At 71.3% G+C, this 14098-nt stretch carries 11 protein-coding genes and 1 tRNA gene; 6 read left to right on the top strand and 6 right to left on the bottom strand.

Features of this window, described 5'->3' with window-relative positions:
- Nucleotides 1–73: 73 nt before the first annotated feature.
- From ACZ56V_RS33160 to ACZ56V_RS33150, 3 genes are all read left to right on the top strand, one after another.
- Entirely contained in the window at nt 74–1096 is a 1023-nt protein-coding gene (locus ACZ56V_RS33160) for an SGNH/GDSL hydrolase family protein (protein WP_398915688.1), read from the top strand.
- 371 nt (nt 1097–1467) lie between these two features.
- Entirely contained in the window at nt 1468–2688 is a 1221-nt protein-coding gene (locus ACZ56V_RS33155; protein WP_398915686.1) for an acetyl-CoA C-acetyltransferase, read from the top strand.
- Nucleotides 2689–2985: 297 nt separating this feature from the next.
- Nucleotides 2986–3795: a hypothetical protein gene (locus ACZ56V_RS33150; protein WP_356359139.1), complete on the top strand. Its 810-nt coding sequence runs from the start codon at nt 2986–2988 to the stop codon at nt 3793–3795.
- 23 nt (nt 3796–3818) lie between these two features.
- Here the strand turns inward: ACZ56V_RS33150 and ACZ56V_RS33145 are convergent, their stop codons facing one another.
- Nucleotides 3819–4130 (bottom strand): hypothetical protein, encoded by a 312-nt coding sequence (locus ACZ56V_RS33145; RefSeq protein ID WP_174256326.1) that lies wholly within the window; start codon nt 4128–4130, stop codon nt 3819–3821.
- Between the two features lie 103 nt (nt 4131–4233).
- Between ACZ56V_RS33145 and ACZ56V_RS33140 the strand changes: the two genes are divergently transcribed.
- Nucleotides 4234–4464: a DUF4287 domain-containing protein gene (locus tag ACZ56V_RS33140; protein ID WP_030189937.1), complete on the top strand. Its 231-nt coding sequence runs from the start codon at nt 4234–4236 to the stop codon at nt 4462–4464.
- A 90-nt stretch (nt 4465–4554) separates the two neighbouring features.
- Here the strand turns inward: ACZ56V_RS33140 and ACZ56V_RS33135 are convergent, their stop codons facing one another.
- From ACZ56V_RS33135 to ACZ56V_RS33125, 3 genes are all read right to left on the bottom strand, one after another.
- On the bottom strand, nt 4555–5478 hold the full coding sequence (locus ACZ56V_RS33135) for a Bax inhibitor-1/YccA family protein (protein WP_076974753.1): 924 nt from the start codon (nt 5476–5478) through the stop codon (nt 4555–4557).
- 167 nt (nt 5479–5645) lie between these two features.
- A complete protein-coding gene (locus tag ACZ56V_RS33130) occupies nt 5646–6815 on the bottom strand; it encodes a 4-hydroxybenzoate 3-monooxygenase (RefSeq protein WP_468947342.1) in 1170 nt (389 codons plus the stop codon).
- A 205-nt stretch (nt 6816–7020) separates the two neighbouring features.
- Nucleotides 7021–7104: transfer RNA gene (locus tag ACZ56V_RS33125), tRNA-Leu, on the bottom strand.
- A 474-nt stretch (nt 7105–7578) separates the two neighbouring features.
- On the opposite strand from ACZ56V_RS33125, the gene ACZ56V_RS33120 reads away from it, so the two are divergent.
- On the top strand, nt 7579–8349 hold the full coding sequence (locus tag ACZ56V_RS33120) for an ABC transporter ATP-binding protein (RefSeq protein WP_468947341.1): 771 nt from the start codon (nt 7579–7581) through the stop codon (nt 8347–8349).
- Nucleotides 8350–8417: 68 nt separating this feature from the next.
- On the top strand, nt 8418–10949 hold the full coding sequence (locus tag ACZ56V_RS33115; protein WP_468947339.1) for an ABC transporter permease: 2532 nt from the start codon (nt 8418–8420) through the stop codon (nt 10947–10949).
- 73 nt (nt 10950–11022) lie between these two features.
- On the opposite strand, the gene ACZ56V_RS33110 is transcribed toward ACZ56V_RS33115, so the two are convergent.
- Nucleotides 11023–12339, bottom strand: coding sequence for a class I SAM-dependent methyltransferase (locus ACZ56V_RS33110; protein ID WP_467379769.1), 1317 nt, complete (start codon nt 12337–12339; stop codon nt 11023–11025).
- Between the two features lie 238 nt (nt 12340–12577).
- Nucleotides 12578–13993, bottom strand: a complete 1416-nt coding sequence (locus ACZ56V_RS33105; RefSeq protein WP_356359153.1) for an NAD(P)/FAD-dependent oxidoreductase — start codon at nt 13991–13993, stop codon at nt 12578–12580.
- Between the last annotated feature and the right edge of the window lie 105 nt (nt 13994–14098).

Below are 14098 nucleotides of genomic sequence, written 5' to 3'. Positions count from 1 at the left end.
TGCGTTGAGATTGGGCGACCGTCCGTACGGGGCAAGGAGTGGGTGTACGGGTTGGAGGAGGTGGCGGCGACGCATGACGAGCATGTCGAGAGCGCGGGTGGCCCGGCGGATCGCGGCCGGCGCGGCGTACGGCGGCGGCGGTATCGGGCTGGCGGGGGCGGCGGCGGTCGGTCTGGTGGTGGCGGAGGTGCAGTTGGCCAGGCGCCGGGTGGGCGTGGGCCCACCGACCCGGGTGCCGAACGCGCAGGGCCTGTACGGCGGCACCCTGCCCACGGCCGGTGATCCCCCGCTGCGGCTGATGATGCTGGGCGACTCCACGGCCGCCGGGCAGGGCGTCCACCGGGCCGGGCAGACGCCGGGCGCGCTGCTGGCGTCGGGGCTCGCGGCGGTGGCGGAGCGGCCGGTGCGGCTGGGGTCGGTCGCGCAGCCGGGGGCGTGCTCGGACGACCTGGACCGGCAGGTGGCGCTGGTGCTAGCGGATCCCGACCAGGTGCCGGACATCTGCGTGATCATGGTCGGCGCCAATGACGTCACCCATCGGATGCCGCCGACCCGCTCGGTGCGGCACCTGTCCGGGGCGGTACGGCGGCTGCGCACGGCCGGCGCGGAGGTGGTGGTCGGCACCTGTCCGGACCTGGGCACGATCGAGCGGGTGCGGCAGCCGCTGCGCTGGCTGGCCCGGCGGGCCTCGCGGCAGCTCGCGGCGGCGCAGACCATCGGCGTCGTCGAGCAGGGCGGGCGCACGGTGTCGCTCGGCGATCTGCTGGGCCCGGAGTTCGCGCAGAACCCGCGTGAGCTGTTCGGACCGGACAACTACCACCCCTCCGCCGAGGGGTACGCCACCGCCGCGATGGCCGTACTGCCGTCGGTGTGCGCCGCGCTCGGCCTGTGGCCGGCCGAGGAGGAGCACCCGGACGCGCTGCGCCGCGAGGGCTTCCTGCCGGTGGCCAGGGCGGCCGCGGAGGCGGCGTCCGAGGCCGGCACGGAGGTCGCCGCCGCGATGCCCTCGGGACCGCGGGGACCCTGGGCGCTGCTGAAGCGCCGCAGGCGGCGCCGGGTGACGGAGGCAGAACCGACCAGCCCGTCCAACGCCTGAAACCGAGCCCGCGCCCCACCGCCGGGCGCGGCCTCGACCGACGCAGACGGACCCCACCAGCCGAAAGGGGGTCTGGGGGCGCAGCCCCTGGGTACGCCCACCACCACACCCGGCAGAGAAACCGCCGCCCCACCCACCAGCCCGTCCGGCGCTTGAGGACGAGGCCGTCCAGGCCGAAAGGGGGTCTGGGGGCACAGCCCCCAGGTACGCCCGCCACGGCACCCCGGCGGAAAAGGCACCGCCCCACCGCCGGAGGCAAAAGCAAGCGCTTAGACAGTTGCGGCCCATGTCACACCGCCGCACCCGTGACCCGGGCCATACGGCCGGGTAACTTCCCCAGCAGCCGCCAACCCCTCATCACTGGAGCCGTGATGCCCGAAGCCGTGATCGTCTCTGCCGCCCGTTCCCCCATCGGCCGGGCCTTCAAGGGCTCCCTGAAGGACCTGCGCCCCGACGACCTGGCCGCCACGATCATCCAGGCGGCCCTCGCGAAGGTCCCCGAGCTGGACCCGAGGGACATCGACGACCTGATGCTCGGCTGCGGCCTGCCCGGCGGCGAGCAGGGCAACAACCTCGGCCGGATCGTCGCCGTCGAGATGGGCATGGACCACCTGCCCGGCTGCACCGTCACCCGGTACTGCTCCTCGTCCCTGCAGACCTCACGCATGGCCCTGCACGCCATCAAGGCCGGTGAGGGCGACGTCTTCATCTCGGCCGGTGTCGAGATGGTCTCCCGGTTCGCCAAGGGCAACTCCGACAGCCTGCCGGACACCCACAACCCGCTCTTCGCCGAGGCCGAGGCGCGCACCGCCGAGGTCGCCCAGCAGGAGGGCACCACCTGGCACGACCCGCGCGAGGACGGCCTGGTCCCCGACCCGTACATCGCGATGGGCCAGACCGCGGAGAACCTCGCCCGCGCCAAGGGCATCACCCGGCAGGACATGGACGAGTTCGGCGTCCGGTCCCAGAACCTCGCCGAGGAAGCCATCAAGAACGGCTTCTGGGAGCGCGAGATCACCCCGGTGACCCTCCCCGACGGCACCGTCGTCGCCAAGGACGACGGCCCCCGCGCCGGCGTCACCCTGGAGGGCGTCCAGGGCCTCAAGCCCGTCTTCCGCCCCGACGGCCTGGTCACCGCCGGCAACTGCTGCCCGCTCAACGACGGCGCCGCCGCCCTGGTGATCATGAGCGACACCAAGGCCCGCGAGCTGGGCCTGACCCCGCTGGCGCGCATCGTCTCCACCGGCGTCTCCGGCCTGTCCCCGGAGATCATGGGCCTGGGCCCGGTCGAGGCCAGCAGGCAGGCGCTGTCGCGCGCCGGGCTGACCGTCGGCGACATCGACCTGGTCGAGATCAACGAGGCGTTCGCCGCGCAGGTCATCCCCTCCTACCGCGACCTCGGCATCCCGCTGGAGAAGCTGAACGTCAACGGCGGCGCCATCGCCGTCGGCCACCCCTTCGGCATGACCGGCGCCCGCATCACCGGCACGCTGATCAACTCCCTCCAGACGCACGACAAGCAGTTCGGCCTGGAGACCATGTGCGTCGGCGGCGGCCAGGGCATGGCCATGGTCATCGAGCGCCTGAGCTGACCCGCTGCCGAGGAGGCCACTGAGGGACCGTCAGTAGCACCTGGCGGACCCAGGGTGACGAAGCGGTCCAGGACCCTGCTCATCCCATGGTTCTGGGCCGTTTTGTGACCCAAACTCCCCCAGGATGTGACCTACCTCTCCCGCCCCCTGGATTTACGCTGGTCAGACCCGCCCCACCCCTCCCTTCCGGGCCCAAAGTCCTGTCCGTTTCGTGACGTTACGCACTGACAGACGGTTAGTCCTCCCTTCAAGCTGATGTAGGAAGTCGGGGGTCGACTTTGAACCGGGAGTACGTCAGTGAGCGCCATGCCGATCGCCCTGCTGCTCACCACGGCCGCCACCGGCGCCGTGGGCGTCGCCGTCCTGCGCAGCATCCTGGTGCTGCGCCGCCAGGTGACCGCCCTGCGTGCCGAGCTGGCCGAGAGCCGGGCCACCGCCGCGCGGGGCCGGGTGCCCGCCGCCCGCACCACCGCCGACGCCGAGGAGATACGCGCCGCCGTCGCCGAGGCGCTCGCCGAGGAGCGCGAGCGGGAACTCGCCGAGGCGCGGGCCTTCTGGGCCGCCCAGGAGACCCGGGACGCCTCCGACGCGCCCCTGCTGCTCGGTCTGTCCGACAGTGAGCTGTTCCTGCCCCGCCAGGCGGACCTGGTGGGACTGGAGCCCGTGATCGAGCCGGCCGCGGACACCGACGAGCCGTCCTCGCAGGACGCGGGCCACGCCGGTCCCAGGGAGTCCGCCGAGCTGGCCGCCGCCCGCCGCCGGCACCCCTCCCACCCGGACTTCGTGCCGAACCCGTCCCCGGCCGTGAACGACCACGACCGCACCGTGGCGACCCTGGAGGAGCTGGCCGAGTCGAGCGTCGCGCTGGCCGACGTCCGTCCGGGCCCGCTGGGCACCCTCGACGTGTACGTCTTCGCCGACGGCACCACCCTGTGCATGACCCCGGGGCACCGCGAGACCGCGGAGCGCCTGGCCGCCGCGCTGGGCGCGGGTCAGACGCCGTACCTCCTCGGCGGCTCGGGGATCTCCGGTGCCTACACGCTGACCTTCGCCTGCGGCGAGGAGAACGTCTACATCCTGGCGGACCGCGTCATCGCGTCCCTGTAGTCACGCCGGTCGCGCCGGCCGCGTCAGACCCCGGCCCGTTTGCGGGCCTCCTCCACCAGCGCCGCCGCTTCCTCCACCTGGCCCTCGTCCTCCAGTACGAGGGCCAAGTCGTGTGCGGCGACGGCGATCTGGTCGGCGGCGGCGAACATGCCCGCGTCCGGCATCTCGCGGGGCTCGGCCCCGGGTTCCTCCACCAGCTGGGCGCGCCGGGCCAACTCCCTGGCCAGCTCCAGCGCCTCGGCGGCTGCGCCGCGTTGCAGCCTGCTCTGCGGGGCGGCCCGCAGCCGGTCGGCGAAATCGTCCACGGCACGGGTCAAAGGCGTCGTATCAACCACGGCGCGAGCGTACGCGGCCGTCCGGGACTGTTGCCAACGGGCGAACGCTCAGGCACGGTGACCTGAAGGACCGGCTTACAACCCCTTTCGCCCGGAGGCGCCGATGTCCCAAGTCTTCTCCGAGGAGACCCACCGCAATCTGCTCGCCCGTATCCCCCAGTGCACCGGCCGTGAGATCTCCGACTGGCTGCGCGCCGTCGAGGACGGCCCCGCCCTCTTCCGCTTCGAGGAGAAGGTCAGCTGGCTCCGCCACGAACACAACCTCGCGTACGGCCACGCGAAGGCGATCGTCCACGAGTACGACCTGAGAAGGGCCGCCCGCAAGCTGCTGTGAGCGGGCGCCGGCCCGCACGACGACGAAGGGCCCCGGGCACGAAGCCCGGGGCCCTTCGTCTGTGCGGTCCTGCTGGACCGCGCGGTCCTGCTAGTCGTTGCTGTTCAAGATCGCGATGAGGCGCAGGAACTCCAGGTAGATCCAGACCAGCGTCAGCGTGAGGCCGAACGCGGCGAACCAGGCCTCCTCGCGCGGGGCGCCGTAGGCGAGCCCGTCCTCGACCTGCTTGAAGTCGAGGGCGAGGAAGCAGGCGCCGAGGATGATGCCGACGATGCCGAAGACGACACCGAGCGCACCGCTGCGGAAGCCGAGGCCGTCGCCGCCGCCGAAGACGGCGAACAGCAGGTTCACCATCATCAGGATGACGAAGCCGAGCGCGGCGGCCATCACGAAGCCGTAGAAGCGCCGGTTGACCCGGATCCAGCCCGCCTTGTAGGCGATCAGCACACCGGCGAAGACCGCCATCGTGCCGATCACGGCCTGCATGGCCGCGCCGTCCGCGATGCGGTTGTCGACGACGCTGGAGACGACGCCGAGGAAGACACCCTCGAACGCCGCGTAGAGCAGGATCAGCGCCGGGGTGGGCTTGCGCTTGAAGGACTGGACGAGCGCCAGGACCATGCCGATCAGCGCGGCGCCGATACCGATGCCGTACGAGCGGTTGATGTTGGCGTCGTCCACGGGCAGCAGCGCCCACGCGAGCGCGGCCGTCACCACGAGCACGCCGAGCGTGCTCGCCGTACGGATGACGACGTCGTCCATCGTCATCCGGCCGGTGGTGGCGGGCGCCTGCGGCGGCGTGCCGTACTGAAGGTCCTGCTGGGCGTACGGGTTCTGCGCGTACGGGTTGCCGGCGGACGGCTGGGCGTACGGGTTGCCCTGGGTGCCCTGCGCGTACGGGTTGGCCTGCGTGGCGACGGCGGGTCCCCCGGCCTGCGGCGCGGCGTTGAAGCCCGCGTAGCCGTTGTCGCGGCTGAACCCCCGTCGCGAGAAGACCGGGTTTCTGCTCCTCATTTCACTCCTCCATGGCCACACGGCGCAGCCTTGGCTCAAGAGTAATAGAACGGCAAAGGAATGACCCTACTGCTTGGGGAGGATCTTTCCCTCGCCTTGCGACTCAACACGCTACGCCGATCAGTGATTCCCCTCACGACTGGGCCCCGCGGGGTGCCGGGCGGTGCTCACCCGATCGGGAACCCCGTGTACGCCTCGGCCAGGTCGGTCTCGGCGGCGCGGGAGGAGGCGATCCGGTCGAGGCGGGCCAGCTGGAGCCGGTCCTCGAAGGGCGTGGCACCGGGGGCGGCGTGCAGCAGCGTCGTCATGTCGTACGAGAACCGCTCGGCCTGCCAGACGCGGCGCAGGCAGGTCGCGGAGTAGGCGTCGAGCAGCGCGTCGGAGCCGGTCGCGGTGCGGTGGGCCAGCGCCCGCGCGAGGGTGACCACGTCGCCGACGGCGAGGTTGAGGCCCTTGGCGCCGGTGGGCGGCACGATGTGCGCGGCGTCGCCGGCCAGGAAGAGGCGGCCGTGCCGCATGGGCTCGTGGACGTAGGAACGCATCGGCGTGACCGACTTCTGGGTGATGGGGCCCCGACTCAGGCTCCAGTCGTCGTCGGTCTCGAGGCGGCGCTCCAGTTCGTCCCAGATCTCCTCGTCGCTCCAGCCGTCTGCGTCCGTGTCCGCGGGGACCTGGAGGTAGAGGCGGGAGACGGACGGGGAGCGCATGGACAGCAGGGCGAAGCCCCGCTCGTGGCGGGCGTAGACCAGCTCGTCGTGCGAGGGGGCGACGTCGGCGAGGATGCCGAGCCAGCCGAAGGGGTACGTCCGCTCGAAGGTCCGCCCGTCCGGGACGGCCGCCCGGGCGACCCCCCAGGAACCGTCGCAGCCGACGACGTAGTCGCACTCCAGGACGTCCTCGGCGCCCTGGTGGCGGAAGCGGACGCGCGGCCGGTCCGTCCCGGCGCCTTCCACCGCCAGCGCCTCCGCCTCGAACAGCAGCGGGCCGCCCTCCTCGAGCTGGAGGGCGATGAGGTCCTTGCAGACCTCGGTCTGGGCGTAGACCATGACGGACCTGCCGCCGGTGAGCGCGGGGAAGTCGACGCGGTGGCGGCGCCGGGCGAAGCGCAGCTCGATGCCGTCGTGGCGCAGCCCCTCGCGGTCCACCCGCTCCCCCGCCCCCGCCTCGCGCAGCACGTCCACCGTGCCCTGCTCCAGGATCCCGGCGCGTTGCCTGCGCTCGACGTAGGCACGGTCGCGGCTCTCCAGGACGACCGAGTCGATCCCGGCGTTGTGGAGCAGCCGGGCGAGCAGCAGCCCGGCGGGGCCTGCCCCGATGATGCCGACGGTGGTGCGCATCGGTCGTTTCCCTTCGATCGGCGTCGTTGCCTTGCCCGAACAAGCCCGTGTTCGCATGGTGAAATTTCCTTCACCAGCACGCGACGAGTTTCCAGTCCGACGCACACCGCTGTCAACGGTCCGCGGGAGGGATACGGGAGGAACACGAGGGGAGGGATCAACGCCGGAACGGTCGGCGGCCCACGCAGGGCGGCGATGGTGGTTGTGCCCGGAGCCGGACTTGAACCGGCACGCCCTCGAAGGGGCAGCGAGGTTTAAGCTCGCCGTGTCTGCATTCCACCATCCGGGCAGGCCATGGGCTCCGCGTAGCGCGCCATGAGCCTATCGGGACGCACCTCCCGGACCTTGGGCGGGACGACCGATGTTGTCTTATTTTATTGATGACTGAGGGTCCATCAGATGCCGGGTCAGGCCATCAGCACATGCCAACAGCCTTGCGTGCGACGCTCCGCGCCGCATGCGGAATGACGGGATTTCACCGTCACGACGAGGGCGCCCGCCCCGTTCTCGCGCCGCCCCCGCACCACCCCGCTCCCCGCGCGGGACGGCGGCGCGCCGGCGTGTGCCGTCGGGGTCGGCCGTCATCCGCAGGTATGACACCGGCCCGCCCAGTCCGACCGAAGTCGCCCCCCGGAACCGGAACAGCGGCTGACTACACGGCGCCGTACGGCCGGGACGATGGATGAAGTCCCCGAGCACGCACCGTGCCCACCGCACACACCGTGTCCCTCGCACACGCCGTACCGACAGGAGCGCCCTTCCCGTGACCACCGCACCCATCGCCGACCGGTCCACCCTCGTGGCCGCGCGCGCCACGGAGCTTTCCAAGATCTACGGCCAGGGCGAGACCCAGGTGGTCGCCCTGGACCGCGTCTCCATCGACTTCCGGCAGGCCGAGCTCACCGCGATCATGGGCCCCTCCGGCTCCGGCAAGTCCACGCTGATGCACTGCGTCGCGGGCCTGGACACCTTCTCGTCCGGCTCGGTGTGCATCGGCGAGACCGAGCTGGGCTCGCTCAAGGACAAGCAGCTGACCAAGCTGCGCCGGGACAAGATCGGCTTCATCTTCCAGGCGTTCAACCTGCTGCCGACGCTCACCGCGCTGGAGAACATCACCCTCCCGATGGACATCGCGGGCCGCAAGCCGGACAAGCAGTGGCTGGACTCCGTGATCCAGATGGTCGGGCTGTCCGGACGCCTCGGGCACCGGCCGGCCCAGCTCTCCGGCGGGCAGCAGCAGCGCGTCGCCGTGGCGCGGGCGCTGGCCTCCCGGCCGGAGATCATCTTCGGTGACGAGCCGACCGGCAACCTCGACTCCCGTTCCGGCGCCGAGGTGCTGGGCTTCCTGCGCAACTCGGTGCGGGAGCTGGGCCAGACCGTGGTGATGGTGACCCACGACCCGGTGGCCGCCTCCTACGCGGACCGGGTGGTCTTCCTCGCGGACGGACGCATCGTCGACGAGCTGTACGGGCCGACGGCCGACTCGGTGCTGGACCGCATGAAGCGGTTCGACGCCAAGGGCCGCACCAGCTGACACGCCCCGCCGGCTCCCCGTCCGCCCCCGCCCCCGTACCCCGTACGTCTGGACAGAGAAGACCCCCCATGTTCCGTACCGCCTTGCGCAATGTCTTCGCGCACAAGGCCAGGCTGTTGATGACCGTGCTCGCCGTGATGCTCGGCGTGGCGTTCGTCTCGGGCACCCTGGTCTTCGCCGACACCCTCTCCAACGCCTTCCGCAACCAGTCGGCGAAGAGCTACCAGGACGTCGCCGTCGCCGTCACCTCGTACGCCGACTCGGACAACTCCGAGGAGGAGTACGGCCTCTCCGGCGAGACCCTCGACCGGATCTCCGCCGTGGACGGCGTCGCCGGGGTGTACGGCCGCGTCGAGGGCTTCGCCGGGGTCGCCGACCCCGACGGGAAGCTCATCGGCGTCGGCTGGTCCAACAAGGGCTCCAACTTCGCCCCCGGCAAGGACGGCAAGGACACCGCCTACACGTTCACCGACGGCTCCGGCCCGGTGAAGGACGACCAGATCGCCCTGGACAAGGACTCCGCCGCCAAGGGCGAGTACGAGGTCGGCGACCGGGTGCGCGTCGCGACCAACGGCCCGGTGCGGGAGTACACCCTCAGCGGTGTCTTCACCACCGAGGACGGCGCCGTCAACGCGGGCGGCAGCCTCGTCCTCTTCGACACCGCCGTCGCGCAGAAGCAGTACCTCCGGCCGGGCTACTTCGAGCAGGCCACCGTCACCGCCGCCCCCGGCGCCGACGACGCGCGGATCCTGAAGGCGGTCGAGCCGCTGCTGCCGGACAGCGCCGAGGTCCAGACCGGCCAGGCGCTCGCCGACGAGCAGGCCGACCAGATCGAACAGGGCCTGGGCAACCTCAAGCAGGTCCTGCTCGGCTTCGCGGGCATCGCGCTGTTCGTCGGCATCTTCCTGATCTCCAACACCTTCACGATGCTGGTCGCCCAGCGCACCAAGGAGATCGCCCTGATGCGCGCCGTCGGCGCGTCCCGCAGGCAGGTCACCCGCTCGGTGCTCGCCGAGGCCGCGCTGGTGGGTCTGGTGGCCTCGGCCGTCGGCTTCGCCCTCGGCGTCGGTCTGGCCGTCGGACTGCGCTCCGGCATGGCCGCGGCCGACATGAAGATGCCGGACGGCCCGCTGGTGCTGTCCGCCACGCCGGTGATCGCGGCGTTCGCGGTGGGCGTGCTGATCACGGTGTTCGCCGCCTGGCTGCCCGGCCGCCGGGCCGCGAAGATCCCGCCGGTGGCGGCCATGAACAGCGTCCACGCGGTGGCGACCACCAAGTCGCTGGTGCTGCGCAACTCCATCGGTGCGGCCGTCACCGCCCTCGGTGCGGCGGGGATCGTGGCGGGCGCCTCGACCGGCGGCGACAACGGCCGGATGTACATCGGCGCGGGCGCGTTCCTCGCGCTGATCGGCGTGATCATCCTCATCCCGCTGCTGTCCCGGCCGGTGATCGCACTCGTCCGTCCGCTGCTCGTCGGGCCCTTCGGGGTGGCGGGCAAGCTGGCCGGCCAGAACGCGGTCCGCAACCCGCGCCGCACCGGCGCCACCGCCTCGGCGCTGGCGATCGGACTGACGCTGGTGACCGGCCTGTCGGTGCTCGGCGTCACGGTCGGCACCGCCATCGACAAGATGACCACGGACAACATCAAGGCCGACTACATGGTCTCCATGGCCAACGGAGGCGACCTCGACCGGTCCGCGTTGACGGCTCTGGAGAAGGCCGACGGCGTGTCCGCGGTGTCACCGCAGCAGGACGCCTACTTCCGGGTCGACGGCGACTTCGTGTCCGCCTCGGCGGTCACGCCGGGCGACATCGAGAAGGTCCTGACCGTCGACGTCGTCAGCGGCGACGCGGGCTCGCTCGCCCAGGGCCGGATCGCGGTCGCCGAGAAGACGGCCGAGAACAGGGGCTGGAAGCCGGGCGACACGGTCCCCGTCACCTTCGACGACGACCGGAAGGCCACGCTGACGGTCGGCGCCGTCTACAAGGACAGCGAGTTCCTCTCCCCCGTCCTCGTCGACCGGAAGGTCATGGAGCGGCACGAGGCGAAGCCGTCCATCCGGCAGATCTTCGTGAAGGTCGACGGCGGCCAGTCCGCGGCGAACGAGAAGGCCCTCGTCGACGCGCTCGGCGACAACCCCGCGATCACCGTGATGGACCGGCAGGACATCCGCGACGAGTTCGGCGGCGCCATCAACACCCTGCTGAACGTCATGTACGGACTGCTGGCGATGGCCCTGATCATCGCGGTTCTGGGCGTCGTCAACACTCTCGCGATGTCCGTCTTCGAACGGCAGCAGGAGATCGGCATGCTGCGCGCGATCGGTCTGGACCGGCGCCGGGTGAAGCGGATGGTCCGGCTGGAGGCCGTCGTCATCTCGGTGTTCGGCGCGGTGGTCGGCATCGGTCTCGGCACGTTCCTCGGCTGGGCAATCGGCGAGACCGTCGCCGAGGAGATCCCGGGGTACGCGCTGGTCCTGCCCTGGGACCGGATCGGGATCTTCGTGGTGCTGGCCGGTCTGGTGGGCGTCCTGGCCGCCATGTGGCCGGCCCGCAACGCCGCCCGGCTGAACATGCTGAACGCGATCAAGGCCGAGTGACCCCGCCCCGACACGACCCGAAGGGCCGGGCCCCCCGCGCGCGGGGGGCCCGGCCCTTCGGGTCGTGTGCGGATCAGGCCCGGCCGGGCGCGCCCCACACGCGGGCCCGCAGCGGCATCCCCGAGGCGCCCGAGTCGGGCGTCTTCACGGCGAGGACCTGGTTGACGCCGATGCGGTTGCGCTCGAAGGCGAGGGCGGAGGCGGCCATGTACAGCTGCCAGACCCGGGCCCGGCCCGGACTGACGAGCCGGGTGGCCGTCGCCCAGTCGGACTCCAGGTTGGCGACCCACCGGCGCAGCGTGAGCGCGTAGTGCTCGCGGATCGACTCCACGTCGCGGACCTCGAACCCGGCACGCTCCAGCTGGGTGACGGTGGTGCCGACGGGGGCCAGTTCGCCGTCGGGGAAGACGTAGGCGTCGATGAACTCGTCGACGCTGTAGGCGGACTCGTCCCGCTGGGGGCGGCGGGCGATCTGGTGGTTCAGCAGCCGGCCGCCGGGCTTGAGGAGCTTGTGCAGGTCGGTGGCGTACTCCAGGTAGCGCTCGGCGCCGACGTGCTCGGCCATGCCGATGGAGGAGATCGCGTCGTACGGCCCGTCCGCGACGTCCCGGTAGTCCTGAACGCGGATCTCCACCCGGTCGGTGAGCCCCTCGTCGGCGACGCGCTTGCGGGCGTAGGCGGCCTGCTCCTGGGACAGGGTCACGCCGACGACGCTCACACCGTGCTCGCGGGCCGCGTGGATCGCCATGGAGCCCCAGCCGCAGCCGACGTCGAGGAGCCGCTGACCGGGTCTCAGGTCCAGCTTGCGGCTGACCAGTTCGAGCTTGTCGCGCTGGGCGTCCTCCAGGGTGCCGCCCTCGTCGGGCGGGGCGGGCCAGTAGGCGCAGGAGTACACCATGGAGGGGCCGAGGACGAGTTCGTAGAAGTCGTTGCCGACGTCGTAGTGGTGGCTGATGGCCCGCTTGTCGCTGCGCTTGGTGTGCAGGTGGCCGCGGGCCCGGCGGACCTCCTCCGGCGGCGGGGCGGGCGGCAGCGGCGGGCCGGCCAGCCTCACCAGGCCGCGTACGGCGGCCCGGACCTCGGGGTCGCGCAGCGCCTCGACCAGACCGCGGGCGTCGTCGCCCCGCTCCCAGATGAGGCCGGACATCAGGCCGAGGGCGGTGTAGAGGTCACCGTCGATGTCGATGTCGCCGGCCACCCAGGCGCGGGCCAGGCCCAGTTCACCGGGTTTGAACAGCAGGCGGCGCAGGGCCCTGCGATTGCGGACGACGAGCGTCGGCGCGCCCGGCGGACCCGCCTGCGAACCGTCCCAAGCGCGGATGCGCACCGGAAGAGGTGCTCCCAGCAACTGTTCGAAGAGGTTCTGCAGCCGCAGCGCGGCGTCAGCCATGGCGTCCTCCGTGACGAGCGATCCCGGAATGTCCAACACCACGTAAACACCTGGGAGGCCGCCGTACAGTCCCCGGCGCGCGTTACGACTCGGCAAAATAGCTGTACACACCAACGGCTTCGTCGCCCGGTCGGCGCAGTTCGCGCACAGCACGAAGGGGCCGCCCGCACCACGGATGGCGGACGGCCCCTTCGAGGGGTACTGCTGAGGACGGCTACGGCTGGGAGCGACCGGGGGGTCAGGAGGCCTTGGCCTCGGTCTTCTCCTGCTTCGCGGCCTTCTCGCCCTGGTCGGCGGCCTTCGGCGCGACGGGCTTCGGGGCCGGCTTGGCGGCCTCGTAGAACTCCTCGCGCGGGGTCTCCATCGCGCCGAGGGAGACGACCTCGCGCTTGAGGAACATGCCGAGCGTCCAGTCCGCGAAGACGCGGATCTTGCGGTTGAAGGTCGGCATCGCCATGCCGTGGTAGCCGCGGTGCATGTACCAGGCGAGACGGCCCTTGAGCTTGATCTTCATCTTGCCCATGACGATCATCGCGACGCCCTTGTGCAGGCCGAGGCCCGCCACCGCGCCCTTGTTGGCGTGGCTGTACTCCTTCTGCGGGAAGCCCCGCATACCGGAGATCACGTTGTCGCCGAGGACCTTGGCCTGGCGCAGCGCGTGCTGGGCGTTCGGCGGGCACCAGGCGTTCTCGTTGCCCGCCTTGCGGCCGACGAGGTCCGGCACCTGGGCGTTGTCGCCCGCGGCCCAGATGTAGTCGGTGCCCTGGACCTGGAGGGTCGCCTGGGTGTCGACGTGGCCGCGGGGGCCGAGCGGCAGGCCGAAGCGGGCCAGCGCCGGGTTGGGCTTGACTCCGGCCGTCCACACGATGGTGTTGGAGTCGACCTCCAGCCCGTTCTTGAGCACCACGTGGCCGTCGACGCAGGAGTCCATGGAGGTGGACAGGTAGACCTCGACGCCGCGGCCCTCGAGGTGCTCCTTGCCGTACTGGCCGAGCTTGGGACCGACCTCGGGGAGGATCTTGTCGGCGGCGTCCACGAGGATGAAGCGCATGTCCTCGCGGGAGACGTTGTTGTAGTACTTGGCCGCGTCGCGGGCCATGTCCTCGACCTCACCGATGGTCTCCGCGCCGGCGAAGCCGCCGCCGACGAAGACGAAGGTGAGCGCCTTGCGGCGGATCTCCTCGTCGGTGGTGGAGTCGGCCTTGTCGAGCTGCTCCAGGACGTGGTTGCGCAGGCCGATGGACTCCTCGATGCCCTTCATGCCGATGCCCTGCTCGGCGAGGCCGGGGATCGGGAAGGTGCGGGAGACCGCGCCCATGGCGATGACCAGGTAGTCGAACGGCAGCTCGTACGCCTCGCCCACCAGGGGGGCGATCGTGGCGACCTTGCGGTCCTGGTCGATGGTGGTGACCCGGCCGGTGAGGACCTCCGCCTTCGGAAGCACGCGCCGCAGGGGGACGACGACGTGCCGCGGGGAGATGCTGCCGGCGGCGGCTTCGGGGAGGAAGGGCTGGTAGGTCATGTACGACCGCGGGTCGACGACGGTGACGGTCGCCTCGCCGTAACGCATCTTCTTCTGGATGCGTCGAGCTGCGTACAGGCCTACGTACCCACCGCCTACTACGAGGATCCTGGGACGCTCCGTGGTGCTCATGCCATCGAGTATCCACCCGACTGAGGGGGGTGGATCGTGCGCCCCTTCACAAGGTTCGGTGGAGGCTGTGCTACCATCCGCCGCTCACGTGACGGAGATCATGGC

Source organism: Streptomyces sp. NPDC034099 (assembly GCF_055575415.1).
Note: the sequence above shows the minus strand (reverse complement) of the source record. Positions and strands in the feature narration are given on the sequence as shown.

What these genes read in the sequence shown, in the direction of transcription:
- ACZ56V_RS33105 (WP_356359153.1), bottom strand. Translation starts at nt 13,993, where the DNA reads ATGAGCACCACGGAGCGTCCCAGGATCCTCGTAGTAGGCGGTGGGTAC.
- ACZ56V_RS33155 (WP_398915686.1), top strand. Translation starts at nt 1,468, where the DNA reads ATGCCCGAAGCCGTGATCGTCTCTGCCGCCCGTTCCCCCATCGGCCGG.
- ACZ56V_RS33115 (WP_468947339.1), top strand. Translation starts at nt 8,418, where the DNA reads ATGTTCCGTACCGCCTTGCGCAATGTCTTCGCGCACAAGGCCAGGCTG.
- ACZ56V_RS33140 (WP_030189937.1), top strand. Translation starts at nt 4,234, where the DNA reads ATGTCCCAAGTCTTCTCCGAGGAGACCCACCGCAATCTGCTCGCCCGT.
- ACZ56V_RS33110 (WP_467379769.1), bottom strand. Translation starts at nt 12,339, where the DNA reads ATGGCTGACGCCGCGCTGCGGCTGCAGAACCTCTTCGAACAGTTGCTG.
- ACZ56V_RS33135 (WP_076974753.1), bottom strand. Translation starts at nt 5,478, where the DNA reads ATGAGGAGCAGAAACCCGGTCTTCTCGCGACGGGGGTTCAGCCGCGAC.
- ACZ56V_RS33160 (WP_398915688.1), top strand. Translation starts at nt 74, where the DNA reads ATGACGAGCATGTCGAGAGCGCGGGTGGCCCGGCGGATCGCGGCCGGC.
- ACZ56V_RS33130 (WP_468947342.1), bottom strand. Translation starts at nt 6,815, where the DNA reads ATGCGCACCACCGTCGGCATCATCGGGGCAGGCCCCGCCGGGCTGCTG.